Origin of the sequence: Caulobacter sp. UNC358MFTsu5.1, assembly GCF_000712075.1 — a bacterium.
In the GTDB taxonomy this organism is placed as follows: Bacteria; Pseudomonadota; Alphaproteobacteria; order Caulobacterales; family Caulobacteraceae; genus Caulobacter.
Genome location: NZ_JONW01000012.1, coordinates 275,834 through 292,059, shown reverse-complemented (window position 1 = coordinate 292,059; position 16,226 = coordinate 275,834). Strand labels below are relative to the sequence as shown.

At 69.9% G+C, this 16,226-nt stretch carries 19 protein-coding genes; 8 read left to right on the top strand and 11 right to left on the bottom strand.

What is annotated here, in order from left to right:
* Positions 1-3: 3 nt before the first annotated feature.
* Positions 4-1,380 (top strand): MATE family efflux transporter, encoded by a 1,377-nt coding sequence (locus BR39_RS0124075; protein ID WP_029916994.1) that lies wholly within the window; start codon positions 4-6, stop codon positions 1,378-1,380.
* 12 nt (positions 1,381-1,392) lie between these two features.
* Here the strand turns inward: BR39_RS0124075 and BR39_RS0124070 are convergent, their stop codons facing one another.
* Positions 1,393-2,310: a hypothetical protein gene (locus BR39_RS0124070; protein ID WP_029916992.1), complete on the bottom strand. Its 918-nt coding sequence runs from the start codon at positions 2,308-2,310 to the stop codon at positions 1,393-1,395.
* A gap of 103 nt (positions 2,311-2,413) precedes the next feature.
* Positions 2,414-4,420, bottom strand: a complete 2,007-nt coding sequence (gene mdoH, locus BR39_RS0124065; protein ID WP_035019036.1) for a glucans biosynthesis glucosyltransferase MdoH — start codon at positions 4,418-4,420, stop codon at positions 2,414-2,416.
* Between the two features lie 402 nt (positions 4,421-4,822).
* On the opposite strand from mdoH, the gene BR39_RS0124060 reads away from it, so the two are divergent.
* Positions 4,823-5,074 carry a copper-binding protein gene (locus BR39_RS0124060; RefSeq protein WP_231499548.1) on the top strand — a complete coding sequence of 84 codons (252 nt, stop codon included), beginning with the start codon at positions 4,823-4,825 and terminating at the stop codon, positions 5,072-5,074.
* Between the two features lie 7 nt (positions 5,075-5,081).
* On the opposite strand, the gene BR39_RS0124055 is transcribed toward BR39_RS0124060, so the two are convergent.
* Positions 5,082-5,690: a LysE family translocator gene (locus BR39_RS0124055; RefSeq protein WP_029916985.1), complete on the bottom strand. Its 609-nt coding sequence runs from the start codon at positions 5,688-5,690 to the stop codon at positions 5,082-5,084.
* A 116-nt stretch (positions 5,691-5,806) separates the two neighbouring features.
* On the opposite strand from BR39_RS0124055, the gene BR39_RS0124050 reads away from it, so the two are divergent.
* Positions 5,807-6,115: a hypothetical protein gene (locus tag BR39_RS0124050; RefSeq protein ID WP_051696071.1), complete on the top strand. Its 309-nt coding sequence runs from the start codon at positions 5,807-5,809 to the stop codon at positions 6,113-6,115.
* Positions 6,116-6,346: 231 nt separating this feature from the next.
* Positions 6,347-6,769, top strand: coding sequence for an RcnB family protein (locus tag BR39_RS0124045; protein WP_029916981.1), 423 nt, complete (start codon positions 6,347-6,349; stop codon positions 6,767-6,769).
* Positions 6,770-6,814: 45 nt separating this feature from the next.
* On the opposite strand, the gene BR39_RS0124040 is transcribed toward BR39_RS0124045, so the two are convergent.
* From BR39_RS0124040 to BR39_RS0124010, 6 genes are all read right to left on the bottom strand, one after another.
* Entirely contained in the window at positions 6,815-8,032 is a 1,218-nt protein-coding gene (locus BR39_RS0124040) for an RtcB family protein (protein WP_029916979.1), read from the bottom strand.
* Between the two features lie 333 nt (positions 8,033-8,365).
* Complete coding sequence (locus BR39_RS0124030; protein ID WP_029916977.1) at positions 8,366-8,668, bottom strand: EF-hand domain-containing protein; 303 nt, start codon at positions 8,666-8,668, stop codon at positions 8,366-8,368.
* A gap of 129 nt (positions 8,669-8,797) precedes the next feature.
* Positions 8,798-8,992: a hypothetical protein gene (locus BR39_RS0124025; protein WP_029916974.1), complete on the bottom strand. Its 195-nt coding sequence runs from the start codon at positions 8,990-8,992 to the stop codon at positions 8,798-8,800.
* A gap of 3 nt (positions 8,993-8,995) precedes the next feature.
* Entirely contained in the window at positions 8,996-9,940 is a 945-nt protein-coding gene (locus tag BR39_RS0124020) for a prephenate/arogenate dehydrogenase family protein (protein ID WP_029916972.1), read from the bottom strand.
* Entirely contained in the window at positions 9,937-11,058 is a 1,122-nt protein-coding gene (gene hisC, locus BR39_RS0124015) for a histidinol-phosphate transaminase (RefSeq protein WP_029916969.1), read from the bottom strand. The genes BR39_RS0124020 and hisC overlap by 4 nt, the downstream gene beginning before the upstream one ends.
* Before the next feature lie 33 nt (positions 11,059-11,091).
* The gene (locus tag BR39_RS0124010) at positions 11,092-11,892 is read right to left on the bottom strand and encodes a chorismate mutase (RefSeq protein ID WP_029916968.1); all 801 of its coding nucleotides are present in this window, start codon (positions 11,890-11,892) and stop codon (positions 11,092-11,094) included.
* Positions 11,893-12,134: 242 nt separating this feature from the next.
* On the opposite strand from BR39_RS0124010, the gene BR39_RS0124005 reads away from it, so the two are divergent.
* Both BR39_RS0124005 and BR39_RS0124000 read left to right on the top strand, forming a co-directional pair.
* Positions 12,135-12,422, top strand: coding sequence for a type II toxin-antitoxin system RelE/ParE family toxin (locus BR39_RS0124005; protein ID WP_029916966.1), 288 nt, complete (start codon positions 12,135-12,137; stop codon positions 12,420-12,422).
* A gap of 35 nt (positions 12,423-12,457) precedes the next feature.
* Positions 12,458-12,781, top strand: a complete 324-nt coding sequence (locus tag BR39_RS0124000; RefSeq protein WP_029916963.1) for a HigA family addiction module antitoxin — start codon at positions 12,458-12,460, stop codon at positions 12,779-12,781.
* Here the strand turns inward: BR39_RS0124000 and BR39_RS0123995 are convergent.
* Positions 12,778-13,788, bottom strand: a complete 1,011-nt coding sequence (locus tag BR39_RS0123995; protein WP_029916961.1) for a DUF2125 domain-containing protein — start codon at positions 13,786-13,788, stop codon at positions 12,778-12,780. The genes BR39_RS0124000 and BR39_RS0123995 overlap by 4 nt on opposite strands.
* A 30-nt stretch (positions 13,789-13,818) precedes the next feature.
* Here BR39_RS0123995 and BR39_RS0123990 point away from each other — a divergent pair, with 30 nt between their 5' ends.
* The gene (locus tag BR39_RS0123990; RefSeq protein ID WP_029916959.1) at positions 13,819-14,370 is read left to right on the top strand and encodes a gamma-glutamylcyclotransferase; all 552 of its coding nucleotides are present in this window, start codon (positions 13,819-13,821) and stop codon (positions 14,368-14,370) included.
* On the opposite strand, the gene BR39_RS0123985 is transcribed toward BR39_RS0123990, so the two are convergent.
* Positions 14,367-15,497, bottom strand: coding sequence for an aspartyl beta-hydroxylase (locus tag BR39_RS0123985; protein ID WP_029916956.1), 1,131 nt, complete (start codon positions 15,495-15,497; stop codon positions 14,367-14,369). The genes BR39_RS0123990 and BR39_RS0123985 overlap by 4 nt on opposite strands.
* A 110-nt stretch (positions 15,498-15,607) precedes the next feature.
* Between BR39_RS0123985 and BR39_RS0123980 the strand changes: the two genes are divergently transcribed.
* On the top strand, positions 15,608-16,210 hold the full coding sequence (locus BR39_RS0123980) for an aspartyl/asparaginyl beta-hydroxylase domain-containing protein (protein ID WP_029916955.1): 603 nt from the start codon (positions 15,608-15,610) through the stop codon (positions 16,208-16,210).
* The last annotated feature ends 16 nt before the right edge of the window (positions 16,211-16,226 follow it).

The following is a 16,226-nucleotide window of genomic DNA, read 5'->3' as shown; positions in this document are numbered from 1 at the left end:
AACATGTCGCGTCCCGCGGCCGCGCCGGCTCCCCGCCCTGGGAAGCCGCACGGCGTCATTGTCTCCGACCTGATCGAACTGCTGCGCCTGGCCGGGCCGGTGGTGCTGTCGCGCCTGGGCATCATGATCATGGGACTGACCGACGCCATCGTGGTGGGGCACTTCTCGGCCCGCCAGCTGGGCTTCCACGCCATGGCCTGGGCGCCGACCTCGATCTTCGTCACCGTGACCGTCGGCCTGCTGGTGGGGACCCAGGTGATGGGTTCGCGCGCCATGGGGGCGGGGCGGCCGCACGAGGCGGGGGCGGTGCTGCGCCGGGGCGTGGTCTACGCCTTCTGGCTGGGCCTGGCCGGCTCGGTCCTGCTGGTCCTGGCCGCGCCGCCGCTGCTGCACCACGCCGGCATCGAGAAGGCCTTGGCCGACGGCGCCACCGCGCCCCTGATCGTCTTCTCGCTGTCGATGACGCCCTACGCGTTGAGCGTGGCGCTCAGCTTCTGGCTGGAGGGTCTGGGGCGGCCGGGCCTGGTCACCATCAACATGTGGATCGCCAACCTGGTGAACCTGGGCGTCAACCTGCTGCTGGTGCCGGGCACGTTCGGCCTGCCGGCCCTGGGCGCGGTGGGGGCGGCCTGGTCGACCTTCGTGGCCCGCAGCGTCTTCGCCCTGATGCTGGCCGTGGTGATCGTGCGCCTGAAGGACGCCCGGGCCCTGGGCGTGTTCGACAAGCCCGCCCACGATCCCGCCGCCGCCAAGGAGCAGCGCCGGGTCGGCTACGGAGCGGGGACGTCCAACCTGTTCGAGGTCTCGGCCTTCGCCGGCATGAGCCTGGTGGCCGGCTGGCTGGGCGGGCTGAACGTCGCCGCCTGGGCGGTGGTGCTGAACGTGGCGGCGGTGATCTTCATGGTCCCGCTGGGCCTGTCGACCGCCACCGCCGTGCAGGTGGGCCGGGCGTTCGGCGCGCGCGACAGCCGGGGCATGAGCCGGGCCGGCTGGATCGCCTTTGGAGTCACGGCCGTCTTCGCCCTGCTGGTGGCGGTGCTGCTGTATCCGCTGCGCCACCTGGTGGGCGGAGCCTATACCAGCGACCCGGCCGCCCTGGCCCTGATCGCCCCGGCCCTGGCCCTGACCTGCCTGTTCCTGGTGCCCGACGCCGTGCAGGTGGTCTGCGCCCAGGCCCTGCGGGCGCGAGGCGAGGTGTGGATCCCCGCCGGCACCCACATGATCAGCTACGCCCTGATCATGGGACCCCTGGCCTGGTGGCTGGCCCTGCCGATGAAGATGGGCGTCAACGGCATCGTGGTGTCGGTGATCGTCACCAGCTTCGTGGCGGCGGGCTTCCTGCTGGGCCGGTACCGGATGCTGGACGTGATGGAGCGGTAGGGAAGAAGGCGACTAGATCGCCGCCCCCAGGATCCAGCCCTCTTGCGTCTCGGCGTCCGCCACCACGTCCTCCGGCGCATCCTTGCTCGGCCCGAACAGGGCGGCCAGCTTGCCGGCCTCGTCCAGCTTGGCGAAGTGCTCGGCCAGGGCGCGCACCTGGGCGGCGTCCTTGACCTCGCCGGGGGCGGGGGTGGCCTTGACCAGCGAGGGGTAGACCTCGGCGATCACCACCTGGACGCCCTCGAGGTCGGCCTCGGTCAGGGGCTTGAAGCCGGTCTCGAACGGCCAGGCGCGGGCGGCGTCGCCGCGGGCGTCCTTCAGCCGGCGCGCGGCCGGGATGCCGACGATCGCCTGACCGCCGACCGAACCGTTGTAATAGAGCTTCCAGATCGAGGCCGCGCCTCCGCCCTTGGGCGTTTGGGCGGCCACGTCGGCGTGGCGGAACTCCGGCAGATCGTCGGGGCCGTGCTCGCGGGCCTTCTTGGGCTGCAGGGTCGTCAGGGTGTCCTTGGGCGGGCAGCCCCAGAAGGGGAAGGGGCCGCCGGTCAGCCGGCGGTTCAGCTCCGAGCCGACGCCGAAGCGGTTGTTGGTGTTGTCGGCCTTGTCCTTGACCATCTTGTTCAACTGGTCCCAGACGGCGCGCCAGGGATGGTCGCCCTTCAGGGCCAGGGCCTGGGAGAAGCCGCGCGGGAAGCCCAGCGGGAAGTCGAAGCCGACCAGGGCCCGCTCGTTGCGCTTCTTCAGGTCGTCGAGGATCGCGGCCAGCTTGGTCTCGGCCTCCTGGCGGGTGGCCGGGTTGAAGCTCTCGAAGGTCAGGCGGAACCGCACGTCGCGCTTCATCACGCCGATCCACACGGAGTCCGCCCCCGTGGTCGGCTTGGCCGCCGCGCTCCAATCGACGATCACATAGGCGCTGAAGAGGCGCGACACGGCGGGCGCTCCGTTAGGGATGACGAAGCGCGCTTCTACTCCGGCGCGAGGGAAGCGGCCAGACGCTAAGCGCGTCCGGCTCGCAAGATCCCCAAAGCGGTGGCTAGGCGGCGTTACGCTCCGCCGTCTGTTCGGCGGCGAGGGCCGGAGCCGGCTGGCGGCTGAACCAGCGGACCGGCGGTTCGCAGGCCGGGCCCAGGGCCGCGCGGACGATGGCCGGCGGGCGGCGCTCTTCCGGGGTCATGAACAGGCCGTTGGCCTTCAGGCCCAGGCCGGCGACCTTGTGGGCGCCCAGCATGGTCAGCGGCACGGCCAGGATCAGGCCGGCCAGGATCGGGGCCGTGGCGGTCAGCAGGTCGGGCGTGAACCAGAAGCCCACGGCCAGGGCCAGGCCGGCGACGCTGATCCAGCCCATGGCGGCGAAGGCTTCGCTGCCGGTGACCTTGTCGGCGTCGCGGCGCTGGGTCGCCCAGCCGCCGACCTTGCCGGCCAGGATCTCGACCAGGGCGCGGGTCTGGGTGAACATCAGCATCGGGGCGACCAGGGCCGAAAGCAGCATCTCGACGCCCAGGCCGGCCATGATCCGGCGACGGCCGCCGAAGCCCTTGATCTCGTTCGGACGCGAGAAGACCAGGATCGAGCCCAGGATCTTGGGGCCGAACAGCAGCACGAAGGTGATGATCATCGCCCAGGCGGTGGCCTGGATCTCGCGCCAGTCGATCAGGGCGTGGGCCGCGGCCTGCAGGTCGGCCATGGTGAAGGCGGCCTTCTTCAGCTCGGGCATCAGCATGCGCGAGATGATGCCGGCCGACAGGGCCACGAACCACAGGGGCGACAGCACGTAGCTGAGCACGCCGATCACCAGGTGCAGGCGGCTCATCCAGTGCAGGCCGGGCAGGCCGACCAGCGGGATGTGCTGCACGTTGCCTCGGCACCAGCGGCGGTCGCGGGTGGCGAAGTCCAGCAGGTTGGAGGGGCTCTCCTCGTACGAGCCGCCCAGATACGGAGCCAGGTGCACGCCCCAGCCGCCGCGGCGCAGCAGGGCGCTCTCCAGGGCGTCGTGGCTCATCACCTCGCCGCCGAACGGCTTGGGGCCGTTCAGCTCGGGCAGGCCGCAGGTCTCGGCGAAGGCGCGGGTGCGGACGATCGCGTTGTGGCCCCAGAACGAGCTCTCCGAACCCGACCACCAGGCCAGGCCCGTCCAGGCGACGCGGCCGTACAGGCGCGTGGCGAACTGCAGGGTGCGGGCGAAGATCGTCTGGCCGTTGATGATCATCGGCATGGTCTGGATCAGGCCCACGCGCGGGTGACGCTCCATGGCGTCGGCCAGGCGGACCATGGCCTCGCCGGTCATCAGGCTGTCGGCGTCCAGCACCAGCATGTGCTCGTAGTCGCCGCCCCAGCGGGCGACCCAGTCGGCGATGTTGCCGGCCTTGCGGCCCGTGTTCTGGGTGCGCTTGCGGTAGAAGACGTGGCTGGAGGCCTCGCGGCGGAAGCGGGCGAAGCAGGCCTGCTCGGCCAGGGCCACGGCGGCGTCGCGGGTGTCGCTGAGGATGAAGATGTCGAAGGCGCGGCTGTTGCCGGTCTCGGCGATCGAGGCGTCCATGGCGCGCAGGCGGGCGAACACCTCGGCGGCGTCCTCGTTGTGCACCGGCATCAGGATGGCCGTGCGGGCCTTGGGCTTGGGCATGGGCGAGGCCTCGCCGTCGTCGATGCCCAGCGGGTCCTTGGGCTTGCCCAGCAGGACCACGAAGCCGACCACGGCGGTGCAGAACCACAGGGCCAGGGCCAGGAACAGCGGGACCAGCAGGGTCAGGACGATGGCTTCCAGTCGGGTCACGCCGCCCAGGGCGATGGTGTCGTAGGTGGCCTTCCAGCCGGCGAAGGCCATGATCGCGGTGGCGACGAACACGCCCCAGCGGCGCAGGACCAGGTTCTCCTTGGCGGTCGCGGCCGGCTTGGCCTCGCCCTGCCAGAAGCCCAGCGGCTGGACCGGCATGGCCAGCGGCGCGTCGACGGGGATCTCGACCCGATCGTGCGAGGAGATCACCGTGTCGTAGGCGACGCTCCGCGAGGAGGTCAGGTCGAAGAAAGCGCCGCGTTCGCTCATCAGGTCCATCGTCTCGGACGGCCGGAAATTCCGGGCCGGGCCCCCTCCAGAACTTTCGAAAGGCGCAAGGCCGGCTTCACGGGGCGCGCCTGGATCGCTAGGGATCGTGTCCGCTAGGATCGGCGCGCTCTGCTGGGCGGGTCTGGCGTTTCTCGACGACCGGCGTGGAGAGGCGCCGGCTCCTCTAGAGTAAAACCTCGATCACAAAATCGCTACCACATTCGTGATCGATTTCGCACCTGCGGCAAAAAACCTTGTATGAGGGACGTGTTCGGATCGATCCGTTGACTCGTGAATTCTTCTAAAGCCATGAAAATAAAGATCATATCGGCAATTGTGGCTGTGATGGCGCTCTCTGCCTGCGGACCGGGCAAGCCGGCGAAAACCGCATCGGAAGCTCCGATGACGGCGCCGGCGGCCCTTCCGACCAGCCCTGAATACGACTCGATCGGCGTGATCGCCGTCCTCGACGGCCAGGCGGTAACGCTCGATCACGAGGGCGCGAGCGCGGCCAAGCTTGCCCCGGGGCGCACGGCGTTCCAGGCCTATGGCGACATCCTGGCCGAGGCGCCGCTGACGCCGGGCAGCCGCGTGGCGTTCAAGTTCCACAAGGTGGGCGACGCCTGGGAGCTGACCGAGCTGAAGACCCGCTAGGCGCCCGCTAGAGGAACGCCAGCAGGGCGGTCGCCACGATCAGCCCGCCCATGATCCCGTTCATCGCCCGCTCGGCCTTCGGCGACAGGCGGGCCTTGCCCACCGCGACGCCCAGGGCCAGCCAGGCCAGGTCGACCACCACCATCACGGCCACGCAGATCGACCACTTGATCCCCAGGTCGAGGGGCGGGCTTCGGCGGGCGATGGGATAGGCGGCCATCAGCGAGGCGAAGGCGATGTAGGCCTTCGGATTGGTGATCCCCAGCAGCGCGCCGCCCAGGGCGGTTTCGGCGAAGCCGGAGGGCTGGACCTCGGACGCTTCGCCCACCGGCGCGGTCGCGATCTTCCAGGCCAGGAACAACAGGTAGACGGTGGCGACGATCGCCAGGCCGCGCTGGGCGAACGGCAGGGCCTGGACCGCCGAGAACAGGCCCGCCGCCGAGATCGCGGCGGCCGCCGCCAGGCCGACCTGCAGGCCGCCGTAGAAGCCCAGGCCGCCGACCAGGCCCTTGCGGCGGCCGACCGAGATCAGGGCGGCGATGCCGGGTCCCGGCGAGCCCAGCAGCACCGTGGCCGCCACGGTGAACAGGGCGAAATTGGCGAGATCCAAGGGCATGGCGGCGTCCGTCCGAAAATCACATAAAGATATCCTTATATGATTTCCGAAAGCGTCGCCATGGAACAGGGGAGCGGACGCAGCCGTTGATCGTGTCCAACCCAAGGACATTTCCAATGACCGACAAAACCGCGCCGCAAGACGGCTCGCGTCCCGGCGTGCTGGGCGATTATTCCCAGGCCCAGGACCTGGGTCAGCCCGGTCACCCCGAAGACCGGGTCTCCGAGACCGACGTCAAGGAAGCCTTCCAGACCGAGGAAACGCCGACCAGCCGGGCCGTCGAGCCGGCGCCGGAAGGCGAAAAGCACGACCAGCTGGCCGAGCACCTGGAGGCGGCCGAAGACCGCCAGGAGGCCCTGATCGACGAGAGCCTGGAGGAAAGCTTCCCGGCCAGCGACCCGCCCAGCGCCAAGCGGATCACCTGATCCGAGCATCGCTCGGCGCACTCGATTTCCGATCTGAAACTTAGCAGCGGGGCCGCAAACAAACGGCCCCGCTTTCGTCACCGCGTCGAGAGATTGCGGTCGCACGGTGTCGCCAGGATGAACCTTGGCCGTGGCTGACGTTCAGTCGCGGCTCAAGCGCCGTCGCGCATAACCGATACGTCAGGACGAGGTCGCCAAGCGCGGCGGCCCGCCGGCGAGGAGACAAGAGCCATGAAGAAGTTCCTGACCGCCGCGGTCGCGTTGTCCATCGTGGCTTCGGCCGGCGTCGCCAGCGCCCAGCCGGGCCCGCAGCGCCCCGACCAGCACCAGCAGCAGGGCTACAACGACCGCGACCGCCACGACAACGACCGTCATGACGACCGCCACGACAGCCAGTGGGAACGCCACGCGTCCAAGCGCTACAAGGCTCCCGGCCGCTATCAGCCGCCGCGCGGCTACCAGGCCCGCCAATGGCATCGCGGCGACCGGCTGCCGGCCAGCTATCGCGGCAAGGCCTATGTGGTCGACTACCGCCACTACGGCCTGGGCGCCCCGCCGCGTGGCTACCAGTACGTCCGGGTCGACAACGACGTGGTCCTGGCGGCCGTCGCCACCGGCGTCGTCAGCTCGGTGATCTTCCAGCTGTTCCAATAGGCTGAACGCGAAACGCCGCCCGGTCGCGAGACCGGACGGCGTCCGCTAGCCCTTCACGCAAACGACCTGACGCAGCGTGTGGACGATGTCCACCAGGTCGCTCTGGGCGGCCATGACGGCGTCGATGTCCTTGTAGGCCATCGGCGTTTCGTCGATCACGTCGGCGTCCTTGCGGCACTCGACGCCGGCGGTGGCGGCCACGTGGTCGGCGATCGTGAACCGGCGCTTGGCTTCGTTCCGGCTCATCGCCCGTCCGGCCCCGTGCGAGCACGTGCAGAACGAGTCCGGGTTGCCCCGGCCGCGCACGATGAACGACTTGGCGCCCATCGAGCCCGGGATGATCCCCAGCTCCCCGTCCTTGGCCGAGACCGCCCCCTTGCGGGTCAGGAACACGTCCTTGCCGAAGTGCTTTTCCCGCGACACGTAGTTGTGGTGGCAGTTCACCGCATGCTGCGTGGTCACGAGGTCGGGGAAGGTCCTGCGCAGCACGTCCAGGACCTGCTCCATCATCACCTCCCGGTTGGCCAGGGCGTACTTCTGCGCCCAGGACACCGCCCGGACGTAGTCGATGAACCCTTCGCTGCCTTCGGCGAAGTAGGCCAGGTCCTCATCCGGCAGGTTGATGTACCAGCGCCGCATCTCGTGCTTGGCCCGCTCGATGAAGTAGGTCCCGAACCGGTTCCCCACCCCGCGCGAGCCGGAGTGCAGCATCACCCAGACGTCGCCCGCCTCGTCGAGGCACAGCTCGACGAAGTGGTTCCCGGTCCCCAGGGTCCCCAGGTGGCCGTAGCCGCGCGGGTGGGCCGCCTTCGGGTGCCGGGCCACGACGTCGTCGTAACCGGCCTTCAGGCCTTCCCACTTCGCGGCCGCGACTGCCGGGGGCTCGGTTTGCCAGGCCCCCTTGTCGTTACGCCCGCCGTTGTCGGTCCGACCATGCGGCACCGCCGCCTCGATGTCCGAGCGGACGCCGAACAGGTTGTCGGGCAGGTGCTCGGCGCGGATCGAGGTGCGCACCGCCATCATCCCGCAACCGATGTCGACCCCCACGGCGGCCGGGATGATCGCCCCCACGGTGGGGATCACCGACCCGACCGTCGCCCCCATCCCCCAGTGCACGTCGGGCATGACCGCGACGTGCTTGTGGATGAAGGGCAGGGCCGCGACGTTGCGCAGCTGCTTGAGGGCGGAGTCCTCGATGGGCACCCCTTGGGTCCACGCCTTGATCGGCGCCCCGTCGCTTTCGATGTGTGTGAAGCCGCTCATGGGCTTCTCCTTTTCAAACCGCCCCTCCTGGCGACTTGGTCGGAAAGCCTCTCGCACAAAACGAAGAAACCCCTCCGGCCAGGCCAGGAGGGGTTCCTACGTGCATCCCGAGTTCAGACGAACCCTAGACCGTGATCCCCTCCGACGCGCGCGCGTTCGTACCCTCGACCTGGCGGTCGAGCGCGATGAACGTGGGCAGGTAGGTCGGGGCTTTGTGCGCCATGGTCCTCATCCTTCGGGAGGCGGGCGATTACAGCGTTCGCCCAACGAAGGGAAGGGGGCTCCGGTTAAGGTTGTTCGCGGCGTGACCGAAAAGCCACGCCGCGTCGGGTCCTAGTGGTCGGCCGGCGGCGTCGCGGCCGGGGCGTCGCCCTGCTGCTGGCGGCGGGCCTTCATCTTCGACATGGCGGTCGTCAGCTCTTCCACCGTGATCTTGCCGTCGCCGTCGGCGTCGACCAGGGCGAAGCGTTCTTCCTTGCGGCCGGCGGCGACCCACTCGGCCTTGTCGACGACGCCGTCGGCGTTCTTGTCCCAGGCCTTGTGGATGGTCTCGGGCGACGGCATCTGAGCCAGGGCCGAGCCGGCGGCCAGGGTGGTCAGCGCCGAGAGGGTCAGCGCGACGATCTTGCGGTTCATGTGGTTTCCTTCCGGGACGTCCCTTGGCGCGAACCATCGACGCGGTATGTTGCGACCATATTTCGGCGTTAGGCGGGATTGCGGCGACGGCGCCTAGCGCTTCGCGCCCGGGGCGGCGTTCGCGGCGGGCTAATCCGGCGCGCCGTCCCGGACGGAGACTCCGCCTCTTCCGTCGATGCTGATGGTGACCGGCTTCGGCTTGGCGGGCGCGCGCTCGGCCGGGGGAAAATCGATCCTGATGATCCCGGAGGCGGACAGTCCCCACACGATCAGCACCAAGGCGGCGGCGCAGAGCGCCAGACCGAGGAGGCGCTGCCGGTCCATGCCCTAGTGCTTCCCGCGGTCGCGGCCGAAGTTCGGCTCGGCGCTTTCCTGGCCCGCCGCCACGATGCCGCGACGGATGGCGCGGGTGCGGGTGAAGTGGGCGTGCAGGGTGTCGGCGTCGCCCCAGCGGATGGCGCGGCTCATGGCCTGCAGGTCCTCGGTGAACCGGCCCAGCATCTCCAGCACCGCGTCCTTGTTGGCCACGAAGATGTCGCGCCACATGGTCGGGTCGCTGGCGGCGATGCGGGTGAAGTCGCGGAAGCCCGAGGCCGAGAACTTGATCACCTCGCTCTCGGTGACGTTCTCCAGGTCGGCGGCGCTGCCCACGATCGTATAGGCGATCAGGTGGGGTAGGTGGCTGACGACGGCCAGCACCAGGTCGTGGTGCTTCTCGTCCATCAGCTCGACCTGGGCGCCGAACGCTCGCCAGAAGGCCGACAGCTTGGCGACGGCGGCGGCGTAGTGCTCGTCGTCGCTCTCGGCCGGGGTTAGGATGGTCCAGCGGTTCTCGAAGAGCTCCGCGAAACCGGCGTCCGGGCCCGACTGCTCGGTGCCGGCGATCGGGTGGCCGGGGATGACGAACACCTTGGACAGGGCCTCGCCCTGGGCGCGGAAGGCCTCGCCCACATTGGCCTTGGTCGAGCCGACATCGGTCAGGGTGGCGCCGGCCTTCATGTGCGGGGCCAGGGCGGCGACGACCTCGGGGGTCGAGAGCACCGGTGTGGCGATGACCACCAGGTCGGCGTCCTTGACCGCCTCGGCGATGTCGCCGGTCACGTGCTCGGCCAGGCCCAGCTCGGCCACGCGGGCGCGGTGGGCCTCGCTGGCGTCGGCCACGGTGACCTGGCCGACCACCCCGTGTTCGCGGGCCGCGCGGATGATCGAGCCGCCGATCAGGCCGCAGCCGATCACGGTCATCTTCGGATAGAGCACGCCCGGATGGCTCATCGGGTCACGAACTCGCGCAGCAGCTCGACCACGGCCCGGTTGTGCTCTTCCAGGCCGATCGTGATCCGGATGGCGTTCGGCAGGCCGTAGTTGGCGACGGCGCGGACCAGATAGCCCTTCGACGCCAGGAAGGCCTCGGCTTCCAGGGCGGTCTTGCCGGCCTTGGCCGGGAAGTTGACCAGCACGAAATTGGCGGCCGACGGCGTGACCTCCAGGCCCAGCCCGCCGATCTGCTGGGCCAGCCAGGGGCGCCACTGTTCGACCAGGGCGACCGAGCGCTGCTGGAACTCGGTGTCGGCCAGGGCGGCGATGGCGGCGTCCTGAGCCGGGATCGAGGTGTTGAACGGCGGGCGGATGCGCTCCAGCGGGTCGATGATCCCCGCCGGGCCATAGCCCCAGCCCACGCGCAGGGCGGCCAGGCCGTGCAGCTTGGAGAAGGTGCGGGTGACGATGACGTTCTCGGCCGTGCGGGCCAGGTCCAGCCCGTCCTCGAAGCGCGGGTCCGTGCAGAACTCGGCATAGGCGCCGTCCAGCACCAGCACCACCGACGGCGGCAGGGCGGCGTGCAGGGCGCGGATCTCCTCGCCCGTCAGCCAGGTGCCGGTCGGGTTGGCCGGGTTGGCGATGAACACCAGGCGGGTGCGCTCGTCCACGCACTTGATCACCTCGTCCACATCGACGCGCTGGCCCGGCTCCTTGGCGAAGCGGACCTCGCCCTGGCAGGCGCGGGCCCCGATGGCGTAGGCGGCGAAGCCGTGCTCGCCCTGGACGATGTTGTCGCCGGGCTCGAGATAGACCTGGTTCAGCAGGGCGAAAATCTCGTCCGAGCCGTCGCCCAGGGTGATGCGCTCGACTTCCAGCCGGTAGTGGGCGGCGATGGCGGCGCGCAGGGCCGCGCCCTTGCCGTCCGGATAGATGTGCATCCGGTCGACGGCGTCGCGATACGCGGCCTTGGCCTTGTCGCTGCTGCCCAGGACGTTCTCGTTGCTCGACAGCTTCACCGGATGGGCGACGCCCTCGATCTTCGACTTGCCGCCCACATAGGCGGCGATGTCGAGGATGCCCGGCTTGGGCGTGGGGCGAGGCGCGGCGAAGCGGTCGGTGGTCGGAGCGGTCATCGAGAAAACTCGGGCAACGAAGAGGCGGTCTTCTTACACGTCGAACGGTGTGGGCGCAGCCCCGATGACGCCCGTCAGGGAGCCGGGCGCGCGGGCCAGGCGCTCGTCGCCGGCCTGGTAGAAGCCCAGCAGCGAGAACAGCTTCAGTCCGCCGGCCTCGGCGACCAGCTCGGCGGCCACGCCGTCGTTCGACAGGGCGTCGATGATGGCCCCGGCGTCCTTGGCGCTGTCGGTCACCCAGAAGGTCTGGTCGCCGCCGGTGGGCTCGACCTCGACCTCGGCCACGGCGAAGGCGGCCTGCGGGCCCCAGCGTTCCAGGCAGGGCAGGGCGGCGAAGATCTTCAGCTTCGGCTCGGCCAGCAGGCGGCCCCACCAGGCGCTGTCGGGCGCCAGGCCCAGGACCGAGACGCCCCACGGCGTCTTGGCGGCGGCCAGGGCTTCCTTGTCGGTGGCGACCACCTTCATCGGCGGCGCGACGCCGAAGCGCAGGCGGGTCAGCTCGACGGCGCGGGCGGGATTGGAGCCGCCCCAGACGGTCAGGTGATAGGGACCCTGGCGCGTCAGGCTGTCGGACATCAGCTCGCGCCAGATGCGGATGACCAGGGCGTCGCTGGCGGCCTTGCGAGGCGCTTCGACCAGCTTGCGGACGATCAGGGCCTCGCGGCCGGGGCGCAGGCCGAAGCCCGTGTCGCCGGCCGCCTGCTTGGCCGCCGCCACCGCGCGCGCCAGACCCGCCCGCTCGTCCAGCAGGGCCAGAAGCTCACCGTCGATGGCGTCGATACGCCATCGGACCTCGTCCAGCGAAGGCGTCGCGTCGCCTGCGTCGCTACCCATGATTTATCCCCGAAATTGGAGGCCGGACCATAGACTTTGCCGCCGGAGGCGCAATAGGGCAGGTCGCCGGCAAGAACTTTCCCTATTTCGATGATCTCGGCGAACGGCGAGATGCAAGCCATGGGAACGATCTGCTCTGATCGTGGCCAGTTTCATGTCCCGATGTATCGCGTTGTGACACAACGCGATTGAAATCCGTGTCGCGACGCGATACGCTTTGACGTCGAGGACGGGCGACGCGAATGGCGATCCAGAGCTTCAGGGACGAGCGGGCGAGGGCGATCTTTGACGGGATCAATCCCGGCAAGGGGTTTCCCTCCGACCTGCTGCGTCCGGCGAAGCGCAAGCTGGAGATGCTGCAAGCGGCGACTGTTCTGGACGACCTCCGCATTCCGCCGGGCAATCGGCTGGAGGCGCTTTCGGGCGATCGGCAGGGACAGCATTCGATCCGCGTGAACGACCAGTTCCGGCTGGTGTTCAGGTGGACCGAGGCTGGTCCGGCCGACGTGGAGTTCGTGGACTATCACTAGGCCATCAGGGGCAACCTGTAATCATGGAGAAAGCGATGGCTTCGCACATCGCCGGCAATCCCACAGATCAACTCGCCCCGGTTCATCCGGGCGAGATCCTGCTGGAGGAATTCATCAGGCCGTTCGGCCTCTCACCAGGAAAGACGGCGGCGCGTCTGCACATCGCGCGACCCCGCATCGAGAAGCTGGTGCGCGGCCAGACGCCGGTGACGGTCGATACGGCCCTGCGTCTCGAAAAGCTGTTCGGGGCCACCGCGCAGTTCTGGCTCAATCTCCAGACCCGCTACGACCTGGAGACGGCCAAGCGGGCGCTGGCGGAGGACATCGCCACGATCGAACCGATCGACGCCGCCGCCTAGTAGACCCGCGGCGCCGGCCCCGTGTCGAACAGGCCCAGGCGCGTGCGGCCCTTCTCGAACCGCAGGGTCGCCGACAGGGTCGGGTCGCGGCCCAGGGCCTGGGCGAGGGCCGCGGCGGCGGCTTCGGGGCTCCGGATCGCCTGGTCGGGCGTGGGGACCTCGCGGACCGTGACGTCCAGCGCGCCCTGCAGGCGGCCGTCGTCGTCCACGGTCAGGGCGCCCGACTTGGCCTCCAGCAGCGCCTCGCCGGCGTTCAGCTTGCCCTGCTGCACCGTCAGCGTCCCGCCGGCGTCGGACCAGTCGTTGACCGCGTCGGCCCAGCTGGACCCGTGCAGGGCGCTGATCTTGCTGATCTTGGAGTCCCAGATCAGGTCGGCGGTGCGGTCGGCGGCGATACGGCCCATCAGGCCGGTGAAGCGGGCCTTGGCGCCCTTGGCCTCGAAGAAGATCGCGCCCTGGTCGTCGGGACCGGGACGGACGTGCAACTGCAGGCCGGCTGTCGACAACAGGGGGAACGGCGCGGCCCCGGCCACCGGGGTGAACACCAGGTTCGCCCCCTCCACCGAGATTCGCGGCGGATACTGATCGAAGCCGGCGAAGCTGGCGCGCAGGGCCTGGCCGGTGATCTGGACGTCGCCGTTGATCGGCCGTGTCATGATCACGCCCTGGGGCGCGATCACCACCCAGTGGCCGATGTCGTAGGCGTTGGCCTCGCCGTTCAGCAGCGGCGCGCGCAGGGCCCAGCCGGACGGCTCGGCGACGCGGGCGTTGACCAGCTTGACGTCCATGCGGAACGGATAGCCGCTGAACGTCCGGCTCTCCCACGACAGGTCGTAGCCGCGCGACTTCAGCGACAGGGCGGTGGCGTCCATCCGCTGCTCGGCCTGGCCGCGCAACCACACCCAGCCGATGCTCCAGCCGACGGCGACGATGGCCAGAATCACGAAAGGCGCCAGTAGACCGCGACGCCGGGGCTTGCGGGACGGGGCGGCGGCGCTATGGGTCATGGAACAGGCGGCTCCGGTCGGGAACAGTTGATGAGCGTTGAAGGCAGCGAAGACCGCTGGGTGTTCGGATATGGATCGCTGATGTGGCGGCCCGGGTTCCCGTTCATAGAGCGAAGAACGGCTCTGCTCCATGGGCGCCGCCGCGCCTTCTGCATCTATTCGGTCCACCACCGGGGCACCTATGAGCGGCCGGGTCTGGTGCTGGGCCTGGCGCCGGGCGGTGCGGTGCGGGGCGTGGCCTATCGCGTGGCCGCCGCCGAGTGGCCCGAGGTCTACGCCTATCTGCGCGAACGCGAACAACCGACCGAGACCTATTTCGAGGCCTGGTCCGAGCTGAAGATCGACGGGAACGGCAAGGTGAAGTCGTTGGTCTTCCTCTCGGACATGAAGCACGGCCAGTGGGCCGGGGCCCTGACCCTGGAGCAGCAGGCCGAGCTGATCGCCGGGGCCAGCGGGCTGTCGGGGCGCAACATCGACTATCTCCGCGACCTGGTCATGCACCTCCGCGAAGACGGGGTGCGCGACCACGCCATGGAAGCGCTGCTGAAGATGGTCGAGGCGCGGGAAGAGGCGGCGGCCTAGGGCTGGTCCGACCGTAGAGCTTCGAGCCGCCGGTAGACGTCGCCCACGCGCCGCTCGCTGATCGCCCGCAGGTCGTCGCCGGCTTCCCGGCGCTTCGCCTCGCCGTCCGGGACATAGTCCTGGCCGGGCGCCTTGGCGTCGCGGGCGCCGGCCGCGCGCATCGCCGCCGTCTCGTCGTCGGAAAGGGCGACGCCGAACCCGGGCAGGATCGCTGTGAACAGGGCCTCGGGCAGGTCGGCGTGGTTCACCAGCCGTCCGTCGCCGGCCGGGTAGTGGCGCGCGGCGGCCTCGCACAGCGCCGCCAGGACCTGAGCGCAGTAGTCGGCGTCGGGCGTTTGGGGCGTGGCCAGGCCCAGTCGCGCCGAGGGGACCAGCTCCGGGATCATCTGCACGCCCCGGCGGCGCAGGTGCGAGACCAGCACCTCGACCGGCTCGCGGTAGACGAAGACCCAGGGCGTGTCCGGGAAGGCGCGCCGGAACAGCGGCAGGTCGCGCACGTGCCAGCAGTCCAGTTTCAGGAACAGGCGGATCTCGCCGGCCCGGGCCTGGCCGAGAGCCGCGACCATGGCCCGCAAAGCCGCGACCTTGGCGTCGTCCTCGATCGCCAGCCGCAGCACCGCGTCGATCGGCGGGGCCTCGGAGATCACGACGTTGGCGGGCGCGGCCGCCAGCATCTGGGCCGCCAGGGTCGAGCCGCAGCGCGACATGTGGAAGACCAGGCCGTCGGGCGCGCGGGTCGGGCGGTCGTCCGGGCCCGGCATGGGTGTCTGCAGCCTCGCCAACCGGTTCAGCGGGCGATAGCCGGCCTCCATCAGGTCGTCGGCGTAGAACGGCGCCGTCAGCCGCCGGGGTCCGAACCAGCGCCAGCCGACCACCGTCCGGCCGTCCAGGTCCGAGACCTCGGCCGGCAGCCAGCCCGGCGGGGCGATCGCGCGTTCGGCGGGCGGGATGGACGCGGTCCGGACCGCCGCGCGGACCTCGTCGGCCTCGACCGGAAGGCCCGCCGCCCGCGCCGCCTCGGCAGCCCGCGCGGCGAACGTCTCGGGGTCGGCGATGGCGTCCAGGGCTTGCGACAGGGCGGCGGCGTCGAGGATCAGGTCGCGCAGCGCCTCCAGGCCCGTCGTCATCGTCTCCGCCATCCCCGCTTGCGGCGCCGCTCGAAAGCGCTTTGCTCTTGGCGCGCTTTCTTCACGCGAACCGGTTTCCACTTCGCTCGAAAGCGCACTAGCGTCACTGGATGGCCTACCCGGACAGATTGCAACTGCCGTTGAGCTTCGACCCGGTCCTGCTGCGGCGCGACCTGGAGGCCCTGTCGGCCACGCCCTGGACCTCGCACTTCGTGCGCCAGAACTACGAGGGCGACTGGAGCGTGATCCCGCTGCGCTGCACGGCCGGCGAGACCCATCCGATCCGGATGATCTATTCCGACCCGACGGCCACCGAATTCGTCGACACGCTGTTCCTGGACGCCTGCCCCTATTTCCGCGCGGTGATCGCCACCTTCGCCTGCGAGGCGCGCAGCGTCCGGCTGATGCGGCTGACGCCCGGCTCGGTGATCAAGGAGCACACCGACCTGGACCTGGGCGTCGAGAGCGGCACGGCCCGCATCCACGTGCCGGTGACGACCAATCCCGACGTCGAGTTCCTGCTCAACCGCCGGCGCGTCGACATGAAGGAGGGCCAGGCCTGGTACCTGCGCCTGGGCGATCCGCACGCGGTGGCCAATCGCGGGACGAGCGACCGGGTGCACCTGGTGCTGGACCTGATGGCCAACGACTGGCTGATGGGGTTCTTCGACTCGGCCGGGGACATGCCCTCGCGGCGTGTCCCCATCAGCTAGCGCCGAGCCGGGACTT

What these genes read in the sequence shown, in the direction of transcription:
- BR39_RS0124075 (WP_029916994.1), top strand. Translation starts at nt 4, where the DNA reads ATGTCGCGTCCCGCGGCCGCGCCGGCTCCCCGCCCTGGGAAGCCGCAC.
- mdoH (WP_035019036.1), bottom strand. Translation starts at nt 4,420, where the DNA reads ATGAGCGAACGCGGCGCTTTCTTCGACCTGACCTCCTCGCGGAGCGTC.
- BR39_RS0124060 (WP_231499548.1), top strand. Translation starts at nt 4,823, where the DNA reads ATGACGGCGCCGGCGGCCCTTCCGACCAGCCCTGAATACGACTCGATC.
- BR39_RS0124055 (WP_029916985.1), bottom strand. Translation starts at nt 5,690, where the DNA reads ATGCCCTTGGATCTCGCCAATTTCGCCCTGTTCACCGTGGCGGCCACG.
- BR39_RS0124050 (WP_051696071.1), top strand. Translation starts at nt 5,807, where the DNA reads ATGACCGACAAAACCGCGCCGCAAGACGGCTCGCGTCCCGGCGTGCTG.
- BR39_RS0124045 (WP_029916981.1), top strand. Translation starts at nt 6,347, where the DNA reads ATGAAGAAGTTCCTGACCGCCGCGGTCGCGTTGTCCATCGTGGCTTCG.
- BR39_RS0124040 (WP_029916979.1), bottom strand. Translation starts at nt 8,032, where the DNA reads ATGAGCGGCTTCACACACATCGAAAGCGACGGGGCGCCGATCAAGGCG.
- BR39_RS0124030 (WP_029916977.1), bottom strand. Translation starts at nt 8,668, where the DNA reads ATGAACCGCAAGATCGTCGCGCTGACCCTCTCGGCGCTGACCACCCTG.
- BR39_RS0124025 (WP_029916974.1), bottom strand. Translation starts at nt 8,992, where the DNA reads ATGGACCGGCAGCGCCTCCTCGGTCTGGCGCTCTGCGCCGCCGCCTTG.
- BR39_RS0124020 (WP_029916972.1), bottom strand. Translation starts at nt 9,940, where the DNA reads ATGAGCCATCCGGGCGTGCTCTATCCGAAGATGACCGTGATCGGCTGC.
- hisC (WP_029916969.1), bottom strand. Translation starts at nt 11,058, where the DNA reads ATGACCGCTCCGACCACCGACCGCTTCGCCGCGCCTCGCCCCACGCCC.
- BR39_RS0124010 (WP_029916968.1), bottom strand. Translation starts at nt 11,892, where the DNA reads ATGGGTAGCGACGCAGGCGACGCGACGCCTTCGCTGGACGAGGTCCGA.
- BR39_RS0124005 (WP_029916966.1), top strand. Translation starts at nt 12,135, where the DNA reads ATGGCGATCCAGAGCTTCAGGGACGAGCGGGCGAGGGCGATCTTTGAC.
- BR39_RS0124000 (WP_029916963.1), top strand. Translation starts at nt 12,458, where the DNA reads ATGGCTTCGCACATCGCCGGCAATCCCACAGATCAACTCGCCCCGGTT.
- BR39_RS0123995 (WP_029916961.1), bottom strand. Translation starts at nt 13,788, where the DNA reads ATGACCCATAGCGCCGCCGCCCCGTCCCGCAAGCCCCGGCGTCGCGGT.
- BR39_RS0123990 (WP_029916959.1), top strand. Translation starts at nt 13,819, where the DNA reads ATGAGCGTTGAAGGCAGCGAAGACCGCTGGGTGTTCGGATATGGATCG.
- BR39_RS0123985 (WP_029916956.1), bottom strand. Translation starts at nt 15,497, where the DNA reads ATGACGACGGGCCTGGAGGCGCTGCGCGACCTGATCCTCGACGCCGCC.
- BR39_RS0123980 (WP_029916955.1), top strand. Translation starts at nt 15,608, where the DNA reads ATGGCCTACCCGGACAGATTGCAACTGCCGTTGAGCTTCGACCCGGTC.